Genomic DNA, 13,685 nt, shown 5'->3' on the forward strand with positions numbered 1-13,685 from the left:
TGCTTACCTCACACCGCGGAACATTCCGCCGTCGACCTGAATAGCCGTTCCCGTCACGTAACCCGCGAGCGGCGACGCAAGAAATGCCGTGATCGCACCGATGTCGTCGGGCTGACCGATCCGTTTGAGCGCTGTCTGCGCAGCACGCTCGTCGACCGACTGCCCCGTGCGCGCCATCGACTTCTGGAGGCGCGGCGTATCGATGTAGCCTGGGCAGATGGTATTGATGCGAATACCATGCACGCCAATCTCGTTGGCGAGCGATTTCGCATAACCGAGCAGCCCGGCCCACGTCGCGACAGACAGACCGAAGCCGTCCATCGGCTGGATTGCCGAAAGCGCCGCAATGTTCACGATCGCGCCGTTGCGCTGCTCTCGCATATACGGCACCACCTCGCGCACCATCCGGACGACGCTCATGAGGTTGCGCTCGACGGCGGCGTCCCACGTATCGTCGTCGAACTGTTCGATGGGACCGAGTGGCGGCGCGCCGTCATTGTTGACGAGCACATGCACGGTGCCGAACCTGCGCACCGTGGCTTCGACGACGCGCTTCGTGTCTTCGGCCTTGCGCACATCGGAGGGAACGGTCAGCACCTCGGTCAGGGACCGCAGCGGCTCGGCCGCTGTTTCCAGTGCATCGGCACGGCGCCCCGTCATGACGATCTTCGCGCCCTCGCGTGCAAAGCGTTCGGCAATACCGAGCCCGATCCCCTGGCTCGATCCGGTCACAATCGCAACCTGTCCCGCAAGATTCAAATCCATGCTTCCCTCCCCATACTGCGCAGGAACGCCTCGGCGTTCCGGTGGAACACGCGCTCGAGCGTCTCGTTGTCGTAACCTTCGTTATGCCAGTCGCCGACCAGTCGCTCGTAGCTGAGCAACGGGTAATCGGCGCCGAACATCACGCGATCCTTGAGCCGATGCGTGATCTCGTACTTGAGTTCGGGGGTGTGGTATTTCGGCGACCATCCATGCAGCTCGTACCACACGTTCTTCTTGTGGATGAGCACGGCATTGGCTTCGGCCTGCCAGGGCCAGGCGGGACGCCCCGCCACGATCTGCAGATCCGGAAAGCGTGCCGCCACGGCATCGAGATGGCGCGGGTGGCAATGATCGAGCAACACCCCTCCGCCGCCCGGCAGCCCCGACCCCTGATTAGTAGTACCAATAAAAATAAGTACGGGAATATTGCGCTGGATGCAAAGCTGATAAAGCGGCTCGTAAGATGCGTCGCTCGCCGGCGCACCGCCCGAGCCGTTCACCGCCAGGCCGATGAAGCGCGGCGCAAGCTCGATACAACGCACCAGCTCATCCAGCGCTGCTTCGCCCAATGACGGGTCCGTATGCACCCAGTGACCGAGGATTGCCTCCGGGTAACGGCGCTGGACCTCGAAAGCGTAGTCGTGAAGCTCGCGCAGTTCGGAGAGGCTCGCGAATTTGCTGAAGCCGAAATCGAGCACCGTTTGCACGTTCTGCGCGACGAAGTATTCGGCCATTTCCGCTTCCGTCATGTACGACGGTGTGCTGTTCCAGTTGCGCTTTTGCAGCTCGAGGGTTTCCTTGCGCCTGAGGGGATACCCACGGGCGGTGCCCCAGTGGGAATGAAGATCGATGATTTTCACGGTGTCTCCGAAACAATCCGGTTTGTCTTTCTGACTGACTAGTCAGTCAGTCACATTTTTAGATTAGTCCTGGAACGGTCGTTGGTCAATCAAAAAGCATTTGAAGCTGCCTGGTGTTTACCCGGCGCCTCGCCGAGGTAGCGCCATGACCGGCGGCCCTGCAGGCCCGCTGGTCAGGATCAACGTGCTGCGCGCGGTCGTGAAGACGCCCCGGCGCATGCGATATCAGCGGCCTTCCAGACGGTGCGGCTTCGTGCGGCTGCGGCTTGTCCGCGCCGGCCGCCCTTCGTCGTCTGGATCGCATCCCACCGACCGCAAGGTGGCTTTGAGCACACCCTCCACCAGTTCATCCTGACCGACCGCGCCATCGAGACTCCACTGTCTTAGCGGGATCATCGAGGGCAAAAACGTGCAGATATTTGCGGCTATATGTGCATTTTCGAACCGGCAATAGCCCGCCTCAGTTGCATCAAGCAACAACTGCTTCGTCTGCTCGATGTGTTCGCCAATGCGATGGCGAATGGCGTCGCGTGCCTCAGGAGGCAGGCCGTGATTCTCGCGAAATACCAGCAGCGTGTGCTCGGGATAGTCAATCGAAGTCTGGATATTGGCGCGCACGGCGCGCACGAGCCGTTCTTTCGGGTCGTCCACCTCACGAAGTGCCGCTTCGAGGCCGGCCATTCGCGCGCAAACCAGTTCGTCGCAGATCAGGTAAAGCAGATCCTCCTTGGAGCGCACGTAGTTGTAGAGCGTCCCCTGCGTGAGATTCGCAGCGATGCCGACATCACGCGTGCGTGCGGCCTGAAATCCCCTTTCGCTGAATACCCGCACGGCGGCCTTGACGATCGCGGCACGACGCTCCGCAACCAGCTCGGCGTTTCTCACATTTGCGTCCTGAACTTTCATCCGGTGGCACCTCAACCCTGTTCGTGTCTCTCGACGCTCGCCCGCGTGCCACTGCGTCGCATCGCGCAGCGGGACGTCGAACCGTCGTTTCCAGGCTCGATTGTAGCCAGGCTGACGCACAGGGATACCGCGGACCCCGTTTCCTCCTTTTCCAGAACCTCAAAAACCTCGAACGGGCTCCTCGCCCGACATGGCGCGAGCGGGTCGGCGGCGGTACAACAGAGCGACGCCGCTCGCAGGGCCCTTTGTGCCTCGCCTCATGCCGATCAGAGATCGACCTTACCCATGATTGCTGCGGGATAGCGCAAGCCTTGTGCACTTCCGGGCGGCAGGAGCGCGGAGATTTCGTCGGCCTCGGCGCGCGTGAGCACGACCTGTTTCGCCGCGATGTTTTCTTCCAGGTATGCACGCCGTTTCGTGCCCGGAATGGGAACGACATCGTCACCCTGCGCGAGTACCCATGCAAGCGCGAGTTGCCCCGGCGTACACGACTTGCGCTTAGCCCACGACGCGATGAGTTCCACAAGCGCCCGATTGTGCTCGAAATTTCCGGGCTGAAAACGCGGCATCGTGCGCCGGATGTCGTCGTTGGGCACGTCGGCCGCCGAGTCGAAGCTGCCGGTCAGGAATCCGCGCCCAAGCGGACTATAAGGCACAAAGCCAATTCCCAGTTCGCGTAGCGTCGGCAACAGCACGGCTTCCGGATCACGGCTCCAGAGCGAATATTCGGTCTGCACCGCGGCGAGCGGATGCACGGCGTGCGCACGTCGCACCGTGGCCGGCGCGGCCTCCGAAAGCCCGATGAAACGCACCTTGCCGTCGTTGACCAGATCGCTCATGGCACCCACTGTCTCCTCGATCGGCACCTTCGGGTCGACACGGTGCTGGTAGTAGAGGTCGATCACATCGATGTCGAGCCGCTTGAGGCTCGCTTCGCATGCGGCCCGGACGTATTCGGGACGACCGTCAACAGCAGGCGTGCCGTCAGCGGCACGCGTCTGTCCGAATTTCGTCGCGATGAGCACGCGCGAACGCAAGGGTGCAAGCGCGCGGCCCAGCAGTCTTTCGTTCTCGCCGTCACCATACATATCGGCGGTATCGAATAGCGTGACACCGAGTTCCACGGCTCGATGAACGGTGCGAACCGATTCCGCGTCGTCGCGCCCCGCGTAGAACGTCGACATCCCCATGCAACCGAGGCCGAGCGACGACACCGTGGGGCCGACGGCGCCGAGTTTTCGTTGATCCATTGCAGCCTGTCCTTTGTCGATTGAAAAATGCGAATCGTGCCTGCCGGCAGGAGGTGGCGAAGCGCTCACCCGCCCTCGGACAGCTTTTTCAGGCGCGTAACCCATAGCTCATGTCCGTCGTGCAGGCCGGCGGGATCCGACTGGCGGCTTGCAACGGCCCCGGGTCCTTTAGTCGCCTCCTCCGTCACGACGTGACACGACGGCCCATCCGGCACGAGCCACCACGTGTGATAGGCCGCGACCTGCGGCCCGTTGCCGAACCAGCCGAGCCTCGACCCCGGCACGTACTCGGCGACGGTACTGCGAATGTGAACGCCGAACGTTTCCCACGTGAAATGAGTATGCGGTCCGAGCTGCGATGCTCCGCCCGCAATCTTCACGTTGTGGGAGTTCGGATACCACGACGGCCACCGCGATGCGTCGACAAGATGGGCCCACACCGCATCGCACGCCGCATGGATCTCGATCTCGTTGTGAGAGAACACATCCGCCACCTCGGGATTGGGCGTGCCGGGCCAGTGAATCTGGGGCGAGCGCCGGGCCAGATCCTGATCGACCTGGTCGGCGGACGCGGACGTCATGAACGCCAGCGATGCAACAGCCAATGCCCCTGAAAACACAACGTCGCGACGTCTCGACGAACGTCGGTCACGTATACGAGACATTGCAGAAGCGACAAGCTCGAGAAAGCGGTCGAAGAAGGTGGGCATGAAATGCATGAGCGACTCCTGGCAAACGTATTCGTTAGCAAAGCGAATCAATATCCCCGCTTCGCGGCAACGTCTCAGACAGCAACAAGACCGCCGCCATCCACGTGGACCGTGGTACCCGTCGCAAAGCCGTTGCTCGACACGAACAGGATCGCGGCCGCGACGTCTTCCGGCGTGCCGACCCGGCCTACCGGCAAACGATGAGTCTGGCGCGCGTACATCGCCTCACGCTCCGCAGGATCCATGGCGTCCCAGAGTGGCGTGGCGATGATGCCTGGCGACACGGTATTGACGCGAACCGGAGCCAGTTCCAGTGCGAGACCGCGCCCGAGCGATTCGAGTGCCGCATTGATGGCCGACTGCAGCCCGGTAGCGGGACGGGGGCGCGTGCTCAGGATCCCGGAAACCAGCGTAAGCGAGCCATGACGAGGGATCTTCGCCGCGCGTGCGACGAAATAGGCTCCCCAGAACTTGCTGCGCATGGCGAGTTCCGCCGCGTCGAGTGGTAGCACCCGCACCGCGCCCATTGGCGTTTCGGCCCCCGAAACCACTACGTGATCCCATTCGGCTTCGTCGTCGAAATAGCGCTCGACAGCCGCTTCGTCGAGCACGTCCAGTTGCGCTGCGCGCACGCCCTCCGGCAAATCGGCCAGGGCGCTTCGCAGCCGCTCCCCGGACCGGGAGGCGATCGTTACCTGGGCGCCTTCGGCTGCGGCGCGCCGCGCGGTGGCGAGCCCGATCCCCGAACTCCCGCCGATCACGAGCAATCGCTGCCCCGCAATCGCATTCATTGCAGCAACTCCAGCACGCGCTGCGCGGCACCCACCGAAGAAGCAGGATTCTGCCCCGTCACAAGCGTGCCATCCACGACGACATAGGCATGCCAGTCGGCAGCACTCGTATAGCGACCGCCCAGGCGGCGCATCTCGTCTTCGATCAGAAACGGCACGACGCCCGTGCCGTGCGCCGCGGCCTCTTCGCTATTGGAGAAGCCGGTGACAGCACGGCCATCGACAAACGGCTTGCCATTTGCGCCCACCACGCCGCGCAGCACCGCCACGCCGTGGCAGACCGCGGCCACCGGACGCCCGGCCTTGTTCATCTGCTCGATCAGGCCGATCGACGTTGCGTCCTCCGCGAGGTCGAAAACCGGTCCGAGTCCGCCGCTATAGAACACGGCGTCGTAGTCGCCCCACTGTATCGTTGCAAGCGCAACCGTGCTGGCGAGCGCCTGTTGCGCGTCGTCATCCGCGAGGAAGCGACGCGTGGCTTCGGTCTGTGCAAAATCATCGAGACTCGCGGGATCGATGGGTGCGGCGCCGCCCTGGGCAGACGCGAGCGTAACCAGCGCGCCTGCGTGCTGGAACGTATAGTACGGGCCGGCCAGTTCTTCAAGCCACGTGCCGGTCCGGCGATCCGAGCCCGGAATCTGGCTGGTCGAACTGAGAACGATCAGGATCTTCATCGTAGTGCTCTCCTTGCAAGATTGCGATAAACCAGAGGCTATTGCGGCGCCCGGGCAACCAGCCCGGCGAGCACGCTTTCGAGTGACGTACCGCCCGGGGTCGTTTCGGCTTGGGGGCGCTCGAACGTAATCCATCCTTCGTTGAAACCCCGCAGCATCTCGGACATCGCACTTGCCGAAGCCTGTGTGAGCCCCCACGCGGTCCACGTGTCGCGCCACTGCGTCTCGGGCAGCACCTGCGCCTGCACTGCTCGCCCCAGCACCTTCGCCAGCGTCGCGGCAACATCGTCCGGCGAATAGCGGCGCGGCCCTTCGAGTTCGACCACACGCTGGCCACTCCAGACGGACGTCAGCGCGCCGGCCACTGCAGCGCCCACGTCGGCGGTCGCGACCATCGGAACCGGCATGTCGAGCGGGGACAGCATGCTTGGCAGGACGCCCGTTTCAGCCACGCGCGCAACGAGCCCTGCGTAGTTCTCCATGAACCAGCCTGCGCGAATCGAAGTGACATGGGGCAGACGGGCAAAGCGTCGCTCCATGGCATGCAGCTTGAGAATGGCGCCGGTGCCGTGCGGGCGGTGTGCGCCAATCGACGACAGCAGCACGACACGCTGCAGATGCGCCCGGCTTACGGCTTCGCTTAGCGCGTCGAGCGCCCGCTCGTTTTCAACGAACATGTCGTCCGCCGTGAACCACGTGGGCGTCATCAGATACGCGGCATCGGCACCGGAAAAAGCTTCGACCAGCGCACCGGTATCGTAGAGATCGCCGACGAACGGCTGCGCGCCGCGCTCGCGCCAATGCTGCGCGTGAGCCTCATTGCGCAGATACGGGCGCACCGTCTGCCCGGCCGCCAGCAGCCTTGCGGCGGCAAGCGAGCCGACATTTCCGGTCGCTCCGATTAGCGTGTAAGTTCCCATGAATTGGGCTCCTGGATGATGGACCATCTCAACTGTCCGAGCTGTGAGCGATTGCACCGCCCACGACGCACCAGATAAAGATGGCTGGGATAAAAAGACTTTTTTGAATCACTTGATAGTGTCGGGCCGGCGATGAGGACATCGCGGTTGCCGCCACCAGACGCAACGCCTCACCGGTCGGCCAGAACGTGCAAAGTCAGATCAGCCAATGCGGTGTCGGACGCAGGGTTCTGGCCGGTGATGAGTTCGCGGTCCTGTATCACGTTCGGCGCCCATCCCGACACCGTGGACATCTGGCCTCCTGCCGTGCGCAGCCCGTCCTCGGGTGTGAAGAGCGGTTCGGCGTGGAAGACGTTGGTTGCGGCAATGGATTCCTCTTCGTCGCTGAAAACCGTCATCCGATAGCCGCGGTAAGGCCACGCTGCAGCAAGCCGTTTAGCTTCCGCGGTGCGATCGGCACTTAACGCCGTCCGATAGGACTGCGCATCGTTAAGCGCGGAGAGCAGCGCAACGGGGGCATGGCACAACAGAACCGTCGTGCGTGCGTGCTGATGGAAATCGCGCAGAATCGCACCGAGATCGGGATCGCTCGCCAGGTCGATCATCGGCGCCGGACCACCTGGGACGAAGACCGCCTTGTACTGGCTCAGATCCCCATGGGCGACATCGCTCAGCTTCACCGGGTGGGCCAGTCCGGTCTGAGTCGCCTGATAGCGCTCGGCCTCCTCCAGCGCCTGCTGGCTCCCCCCGAAGTAGTCCGCAGAAAGCGAAGTCTGGTCCACCGCGGGCGTATTGCCTTTCGGGTTGGCGAATACCAGTTCATAACCCGCTTCGGAAAATTTCCGTGCCGGTATCACCAGTTCGTTGAGGTAATAGCCCGTCTGAAAGTGCTTGCCGTCTTTCAAGGGCAATTGCTGCTCGCTCGACAGTACGATCAGGATCTTTCCTTTCGATTCCTGCGCCGAAGCGGGAAGCGTGTAAAACTGGGCCAGGCACGCAGCCAAGGCACAGAGCACGATCTGCCTGAATGCTTTCATGAGTTCTTCCTTCGATTTCTGGTTGGAGATACGCGCGGGAGTCTCGCCCCCGAATACCCCGGGAGGCGCGGCGTACTGCTGGGGTGTATTCCATTCGATATCGAAGCCCGGATAAAGGCACTGGCGCCAAATGCATTATTTTGTGAGGCTTGATAATGGCGGACGTAGCGCGGCTCATCGGGAGCAGACAGGAGGAAGAAGCGGTTGCCTCACTGTGATCTGCGCCCGGTTACAATGTCTTCGCCGTGAAGGACTATCAAGCTGAGATTAAAAATGGACCGACTGACCAGCATGGAAGTTTTCGTCGCCGTGGTTGATCGCGGCAGCTTCACCGCAGCGGCCGAGGTTATCGGCACCTCGACCACCTCGATCACCAATCACGTCCAGACGCTGGAGCGACGGCTCGGTACACGCCTGCTCAACCGCACGACGCGACGCCTTAGCCTCACCGAAATCGGTCGGGCGTTTTACGAGCAATGCGTCGATATTCTGGGCAGGGTCGATGCGGCGGAAGTGGGCGCGCGTGAGATGCATGCTTCGCCACGAGGACGTCTAAAGGTCAGCGCGCCTCTGGCGCTAGGCTCTTATCTGCTGTTTCCCGCGCTCGCCGACTTTCTCAAAGCTTATCCAGAGATAGAAGTTCAGTTGATACTGAACGACCGTGTCGTTGACCTGACCGACGAAGGATTCGACGTCGCGTTTCGCTTCGGCAACCTCTCCGACAGCAATCTCGTCGCACGACCGCTGCGCAATCTGGGCCGCGTGGTCTGCGCGGCACCCGACTATCTGGCCCTGCACGGAACGCCGGAAACACCGGAGGACCTGACCAGCCATAATTGTCTTGCATTCCACTATGTCCAACCGGAGCGCGAATGGCATTTCAGCCACCCGTCTCCGACGACTATCCCCGTATCGGGGCAACTGTCCGTCAATAACGTGCAAGCCCTGCTTGCTGCGTGCCTGAACGGGATCGGCATTGCCATGCTGCCGGACTACGTGGCCGCCGAATATATCGACGCGGGTCGACTCGTCAGCCTCTTTGCCGACCAGAGCTTCACGCGGGCACCGCTTCAACTGGTGTATCTGCCGGACCGGCAAATGACACCCAAGCTACGCAGTTTTGTGAACTTCGTGCTGGAACGGTTTGCCTGACGGCCGTCATCGGCACGCAGACGCGACCCCTTCTGCCGTATCACCGAATTCCAGGGCACCAGACGCGCTACCGCTCAGTAGCGATGCCTCATCCCCCTCAACGGCACCCACGGTCCTGCCATAACCGGTAGACATGCCTCGCATCGCAAGTTTGTATTTTTAGGCCGGCCCCCCCTCCATTATTCTTGACTCACCGGCTCGCAACCGGGGGCATCGAACCGCCTCCATAGCAAGCCAGGCCGCACGACGAGTACTGCGAATCCCGATCATCTTATTGATAAGGATATCGAACAAATATCTCGAGGCGGAAAAACCGTTTATTCACTCACTTGAAGGAGTCCACCATGAAAGCCCTTGCCACGCTCGCCCTCGCCGTCTGCGCCCTTTCGGCTCCCGTCCTTTCTTTCGCGCAAAGCAACGCGCCCGTGACCCGCGCCGAAGTCCGCGCCAAGCTGATCCAACTGGAAAAGGCCGGCTATAACCCGAATACGGACGGCTCCAACTATCCCGAAGACATTCAGGCTGCCGAGGCAAAGGTCGCCGCGGAACAAGCCAACAGCGCCGTAGGCGGCTCGACGATGTCGGGCACGTCGGCCGCGGGTGCGCCGACTGCCACGCATCACATCATCAAGCCCGGCTGCGTCGGTCCCGCGAGCTTCTGCAACGTGTACTTCGGCGGCTGATCGCAGCGCATCCGACGAACTGGAGGCGCCGCAATGAAACCGCCGCCCGTGCGCATTCCCTGCCACATGGTGCTGACTTCGCTGTCGTTCTGTCTCTCCGACGCGCTGATCCGCACCGACAACAGCGTCGCCGGCGCGGCGCTGTTGCTCCTCGGCGCGTCGGCACTACGTCTCGTTCGCCGCTTCACGCCTCGCGCACGTCTGCCATAACACGGAAGCATCGCACCGATTTCAAATATGTATTTTTCGTATATGCCGGACCTCCCTAGACTGGAGTCATCCAGTCACTGAACGGTGGGTGAACAACATGAAACCCTTGAACAACGCCTTGGCAACGCCGCGCCGGACCGGTCATCGGGTTCCGGCCTCACTCGAGCGGATCCGCCAGTTCACGCCGAACTGGTTCGCCGTCACGATGGGAACGGGCGTGGTGTACCTCGTCCTCAATGCACTGCCCGGCGTGTCGCCTGTGAAAACGGCGATCGCCGAGTGGCTCTGGTGCATCGACATCGGTCTCTATGCGCTGTTTCTCGCGATGTTCATCGGCCGCTTCGTGCTGTTCAGCGAGACCATCAAGCCGCTGCTGCATCATCCGCTGCAATCGATGTTTCTGGGTGCCCTGCCGATGGGCCTCGCGCCCATCGTCAACGGCATCGTCGCCTTTGCCGGTCCGCACTATGGACAGAGCGCGTATTCCGTCGCGCTCGGCCTGTGGGGTTTCGACGCCGCGCTCTCGCTCGCCGTCGCCATCGGTGTGCCGTACCTGATCTTCACGACCCAGGAGCACAGCATCGAAAAGCTGACCGCAGCTCTCCTGCTGCCGATCGTCGCGCCCGAGGTGGCCGCCGCGAGCGCCGCGCTGCTCGCCCCGCATCTGCCCGCGCAGACGGCACAGTTCGTCGTCGGGTCGGGTTACGTGCTGTGGGCGATCTCGGTGCCGCTCGCCTTCTCGATCCTCACGATCGTGCTGCTGCGCCTCGTCGTCCACAAGCTGCCGCATCGCGAACTCGGTGTCACGAGCTGGCTCACGCTCGGCCCCATCGGCACCGGCGCGCTCGGTCTCATCACGCTGGGCGATGCTGCCGTGAAGGCGTTCGCAGGTACCGCGCTGCAGCCGGTCGCGGCCGTGGCGCAGAGCTTCGGCGTGCTGGGTGCGCTGCTGTTGTGGGGCGCCGGACTCTGGTGGCTCGCCTGCGCCCTGCTCTTCATGTGGCGCTATCGCCGCGAAGGTCTGCCCTTCAATCTCGGCTGGTGGGGCTTCACGTTTCCGGTCGGCGTCTACACGCTTGCCACGTTCAATCTGGCGCGCGTGACCGGGTTTCATGGATTCACGCATGTCGGCGTGGTGCTGGCAGTCATGCTCGGCACACTCTGGCTGACCGTGTTGATCCGGACGATACGCGGCCTCATGTTCGAGCGACTCTTCCATGCGCCGTGCCTCGCCCAGGCCCGCCCGTAATCCGCTTACGCAATCTCTCACAGGAGTGACATCATGTCTGCAACCGCCAAACGCGTCGCCATCACGGGCGCTGCCGGGCAAATCGCCTATTCGCTGTTGTTTCGCATCGCTAACGGTGACTTGCTCGGCAAGAACCAGCCGGTCATCCTTCAACTGCTCGAACTGCCCCAGGCGATGGCCGCGCTGCGCGGCGTCGTGATGGAACTCGAAGACTGCGCGTTTCCGCTGCTGGCCGGCATCGAAATCAGCGACGACCCGCGCGTAGCATTCCGCGACGCCGATTACGCATTGCTCGTGGGTTCGCGCCCGCGCAGCAAGGGCATGGAGCGGCGCGATCTGCTCGCGGCTAACGCGGCGATCTTCCGCACCCAGGGCGAAGCGCTGAACGAGGTGGCAAAACGCTCGGTGAAGGTGCTCGTCGTCGGCAATCCCGCCAATACGAACGCGTGGGTCACGCGCCAGTTCACGCCCGCGCTGCCCGCCGACGCGATCACCGCGATGATCCGCCTCGACCACAACCGCGCGGTCTCGCGCCTCGCTGCGCGCTGCGGCGTGCCGGTCGACGCCCTCACCCGGATGGCCGTCTGGGGCAATCACTCGCCGACCATGTACGCGGACTACCGGCATGCGCTGGCCGGCGGCGACTCCGTCCCGGCGCGGGTCGCCGACGAAACCTGGAACCGCGACGTCTTCATCCCCGAGGTCGCACGCCGCGGCACGGCGATCATCGAGGCGCGCGGCGCTTCGTCGGCCGCCTCCGCGGCGAACGCGGCGATCGACCAGATGCGCGACTGGGTGAGTGGCAGCGACGGACGCTGGGTATCGATGAGCATCGTGTCGCACGGCGAATACGGCGTGCCGGAGGGGCTCGTCTACGGCATGCCGGTCACGTGCGAAGCGGGTACGTACCGGGTGGTCGAGGGCATCGCCATCGACGCGTTCGCCCGCTCGCGCATCGACGCTTCCGTGCAGGAACTGGCGGAGGAAATGACGGCCGTGCGCGAAATACTCGGAATGGAGACGGGCACCGACGGCGCGGTTTGAACGCAGCAAAAGAAGCATCCGACTGGGCGGACCGAGGTCCGCCCTTGTCGTTCTCACGGCTGCCAGGCATAAGCCTGGCATCGACTTTCCAATCGGAAATAAGTGTGGAAGCGAAGCAAATGGGCAAGGTTTATCTGATCGGCGCGGGGCCGGGCGCACCCGACCTCATTACAGTGCGGGGCGCACGGCTGCTCGCCATGGCGGACGTGGTGCTGCACGACGCGTTGGTCGAGCCCGACATGCTGCATCTTGCGCCGGCCCATGCCAAGCGAATCGCGGTCGGCAAGCGGTGCGGCCAGCTTTCGACGACACAGGCCTGCATCGATGCACAACTCGTGGCAGCGGCGCGCGAACACGACGTGGTGGTGCGCCTGAAAGGCGGCGATCCCATGCTGTTCGGTCGCGCCGACGAAGAGATGCGTGCGCTGGAAACAGCCGGCATCGAATACGAAGTTGTGCCAGGCATCACTGCCGCGCTCGCGAGCGCCGCCACGCTGCATCGCCCGCTCACATTGCGAGGCGTGGCACGCAGCGTCGCATTGGCGACCTTCAGCCACGCCACCGAATTCGCGCAAGCAGGCTACCACGTAAAGGCCGATTCGCTGGTGCTCTATATGGGACGCGACAGCGCACACGAGATTGCGCACCGCCTGATCGAAACGGGCCGCGACGGCGCCACGCCCGTCGCGATCGTAGAAGCATGCAGCACGCCGCGCGAGCGCTCGCTAACGCTCACGCTTGCGGAGCTTGCAGCGGGTGACGCGAGAAAGTGGCTCGATCCGGCACAGCCTTGCGTGCTGATGATCGGAGAAGCGTTTGGCTTACGCAGATGAAGAGGGGGGCGGCGCTTCAGGCCGCTCGAAGTCCGCGGAAGAGCGGCAGCGGCTCGTCAACGGCGGCCTGATATTCCAGCGTCAACTCGCCGAAGGCGTGCAGCGCGTCGTGGATGTCCTTGTCCGCGCGCACGGCAAACGCGTCGAAGCCGCAGCGTTTCAGATAGAACAACTGGTCGCGCAATACGTCGCCGATTGCACGCAGTTCGCCCCGGTAGCCGTACCGCTCGCGCAGCAGGCGCGCAATCGAATAGCCCCGGCCGTCGGCGAATTTCGGAAAGTCGACGGCGACCAGTGCGATGCTATCGAGGTCAGCGGCAATGTCGGCCGGCTCGCTATCGGGTGCGAGCCACACGCCGAGCGCATCCCTGCCGCGGGACGCGAGCAGCGCACTGCGGTTTGCCTGCCACCAGGCGAGTGGAACGACGATCTTTCCATCCGGCAGCACACCGTCTTCACTCTCGCGCACCACGGTCCAGTCGTCCTCGACTACCGTGCGATCTCTGATTATCTGCGTCATGACACCTGATCCTCACTTTGCGATGCGTACACGCGCTCCTTGAAGGGCGCCATGCCGATGCGGTCGTACGTGTCGATGAAG

The 13,685-nt window shown here is 63.2% G+C and carries 16 protein-coding genes; 6 read left to right on the top strand and 10 right to left on the bottom strand.

The annotated features are described in order from the left end of the window. Positions 1-3 precede the first annotated feature (3 nt). From U5760_RS19195 to U5760_RS19235, 9 genes are all read right to left on the bottom strand, one after another. A complete protein-coding gene (locus U5760_RS19195; protein ID WP_322013865.1) occupies positions 4-765 on the bottom strand; it encodes an SDR family oxidoreductase in 762 nt (253 codons plus the stop codon). Then, the gene (locus U5760_RS19200) at positions 756-1,625 is read right to left on the bottom strand and encodes an amidohydrolase family protein (protein ID WP_322013866.1); all 870 of its coding nucleotides are present in this window, start codon (positions 1,623-1,625) and stop codon (positions 756-758) included. The genes U5760_RS19195 and U5760_RS19200 overlap by 10 nt, the downstream gene beginning before the upstream one ends. Before the next feature lie 225 nt (positions 1,626-1,850). Then, the gene (locus U5760_RS19205) at positions 1,851-2,531 is read right to left on the bottom strand and encodes a TetR/AcrR family transcriptional regulator (RefSeq protein ID WP_322013867.1); all 681 of its coding nucleotides are present in this window, start codon (positions 2,529-2,531) and stop codon (positions 1,851-1,853) included. 266 nt (positions 2,532-2,797) lie between these two features. After that, complete coding sequence (locus U5760_RS19210) at positions 2,798-3,781, bottom strand: aldo/keto reductase (RefSeq protein ID WP_322013868.1); 984 nt, start codon at positions 3,779-3,781, stop codon at positions 2,798-2,800. 65 nt (positions 3,782-3,846) lie between these two features. Further along, positions 3,847-4,500 carry an SRPBCC family protein gene (locus tag U5760_RS19215; RefSeq protein ID WP_322013869.1) on the bottom strand — a complete coding sequence of 218 codons (654 nt, stop codon included), beginning with the start codon at positions 4,498-4,500 and terminating at the stop codon, positions 3,847-3,849. Positions 4,501-4,565: 65 nt separating this feature from the next. Beyond that, positions 4,566-5,282 carry an SDR family oxidoreductase gene (locus U5760_RS19220; RefSeq protein WP_322013870.1) on the bottom strand — a complete coding sequence of 239 codons (717 nt, stop codon included), beginning with the start codon at positions 5,280-5,282 and terminating at the stop codon, positions 4,566-4,568. Then, entirely contained in the window at positions 5,279-5,956 is a 678-nt protein-coding gene (locus U5760_RS19225) for a type 1 glutamine amidotransferase domain-containing protein (protein ID WP_322013871.1), read from the bottom strand. Before U5760_RS19225 ends, U5760_RS19220 begins: the two co-directional genes overlap by 4 nt. Positions 5,957-5,994: 38 nt before the next feature. Continuing rightward, on the bottom strand, positions 5,995-6,876 hold the full coding sequence (locus tag U5760_RS19230) for an NmrA family NAD(P)-binding protein (protein ID WP_322013872.1): 882 nt from the start codon (positions 6,874-6,876) through the stop codon (positions 5,995-5,997). Positions 6,877-7,046: 170 nt separating this feature from the next. After that, positions 7,047-7,913 carry a type 1 glutamine amidotransferase domain-containing protein gene (locus U5760_RS19235; RefSeq protein WP_322013873.1) on the bottom strand — a complete coding sequence of 289 codons (867 nt, stop codon included), beginning with the start codon at positions 7,911-7,913 and terminating at the stop codon, positions 7,047-7,049. Positions 7,914-8,186: 273 nt separating this feature from the next. Here U5760_RS19235 and U5760_RS19240 point away from each other — a divergent pair, with 273 nt between their 5' ends. From U5760_RS19240 to cobA, 6 genes are all read left to right on the top strand, one after another. Continuing rightward, on the top strand, positions 8,187-9,065 hold the full coding sequence (locus tag U5760_RS19240) for a LysR family transcriptional regulator (RefSeq protein ID WP_322013874.1): 879 nt from the start codon (positions 8,187-8,189) through the stop codon (positions 9,063-9,065). Between the two features lie 344 nt (positions 9,066-9,409). Then, the gene (locus U5760_RS19245) at positions 9,410-9,748 is read left to right on the top strand and encodes a DUF4148 domain-containing protein (RefSeq protein WP_322013875.1); all 339 of its coding nucleotides are present in this window, start codon (positions 9,410-9,412) and stop codon (positions 9,746-9,748) included. A 33-nt stretch (positions 9,749-9,781) separates the two neighbouring features. Continuing rightward, complete coding sequence (locus U5760_RS19250) at positions 9,782-9,958, top strand: hypothetical protein (protein ID WP_322013876.1); 177 nt, start codon at positions 9,782-9,784, stop codon at positions 9,956-9,958. A 97-nt stretch (positions 9,959-10,055) separates the two neighbouring features. Continuing rightward, on the top strand, positions 10,056-11,207 hold the full coding sequence (locus tag U5760_RS19255) for a TDT family transporter (protein WP_322013877.1): 1,152 nt from the start codon (positions 10,056-10,058) through the stop codon (positions 11,205-11,207). A gap of 33 nt (positions 11,208-11,240) precedes the next feature. Next, positions 11,241-12,251: a malate dehydrogenase gene (locus U5760_RS19260; RefSeq protein ID WP_322013878.1), complete on the top strand. Its 1,011-nt coding sequence runs from the start codon at positions 11,241-11,243 to the stop codon at positions 12,249-12,251. 119 nt (positions 12,252-12,370) lie between these two features. Beyond that, positions 12,371-13,084, top strand: coding sequence for a uroporphyrinogen-III C-methyltransferase (gene cobA, locus U5760_RS19265; RefSeq protein WP_322013892.1), 714 nt, complete (start codon positions 12,371-12,373; stop codon positions 13,082-13,084). A 16-nt stretch (positions 13,085-13,100) separates the two neighbouring features. Here cobA and U5760_RS19270 read toward each other — a convergent pair whose 3' ends face one another. Further along, a complete protein-coding gene (locus U5760_RS19270; protein ID WP_322013879.1) occupies positions 13,101-13,604 on the bottom strand; it encodes a DUF934 domain-containing protein in 504 nt (167 codons plus the stop codon). Positions 13,605-13,685 lie beyond the last annotated feature (81 nt).

This window comes from Paraburkholderia sp. J12 (assembly GCF_905220215.1).
GTDB lineage: Bacteria > Pseudomonadota > Gammaproteobacteria > Burkholderiales > Burkholderiaceae > Paraburkholderia.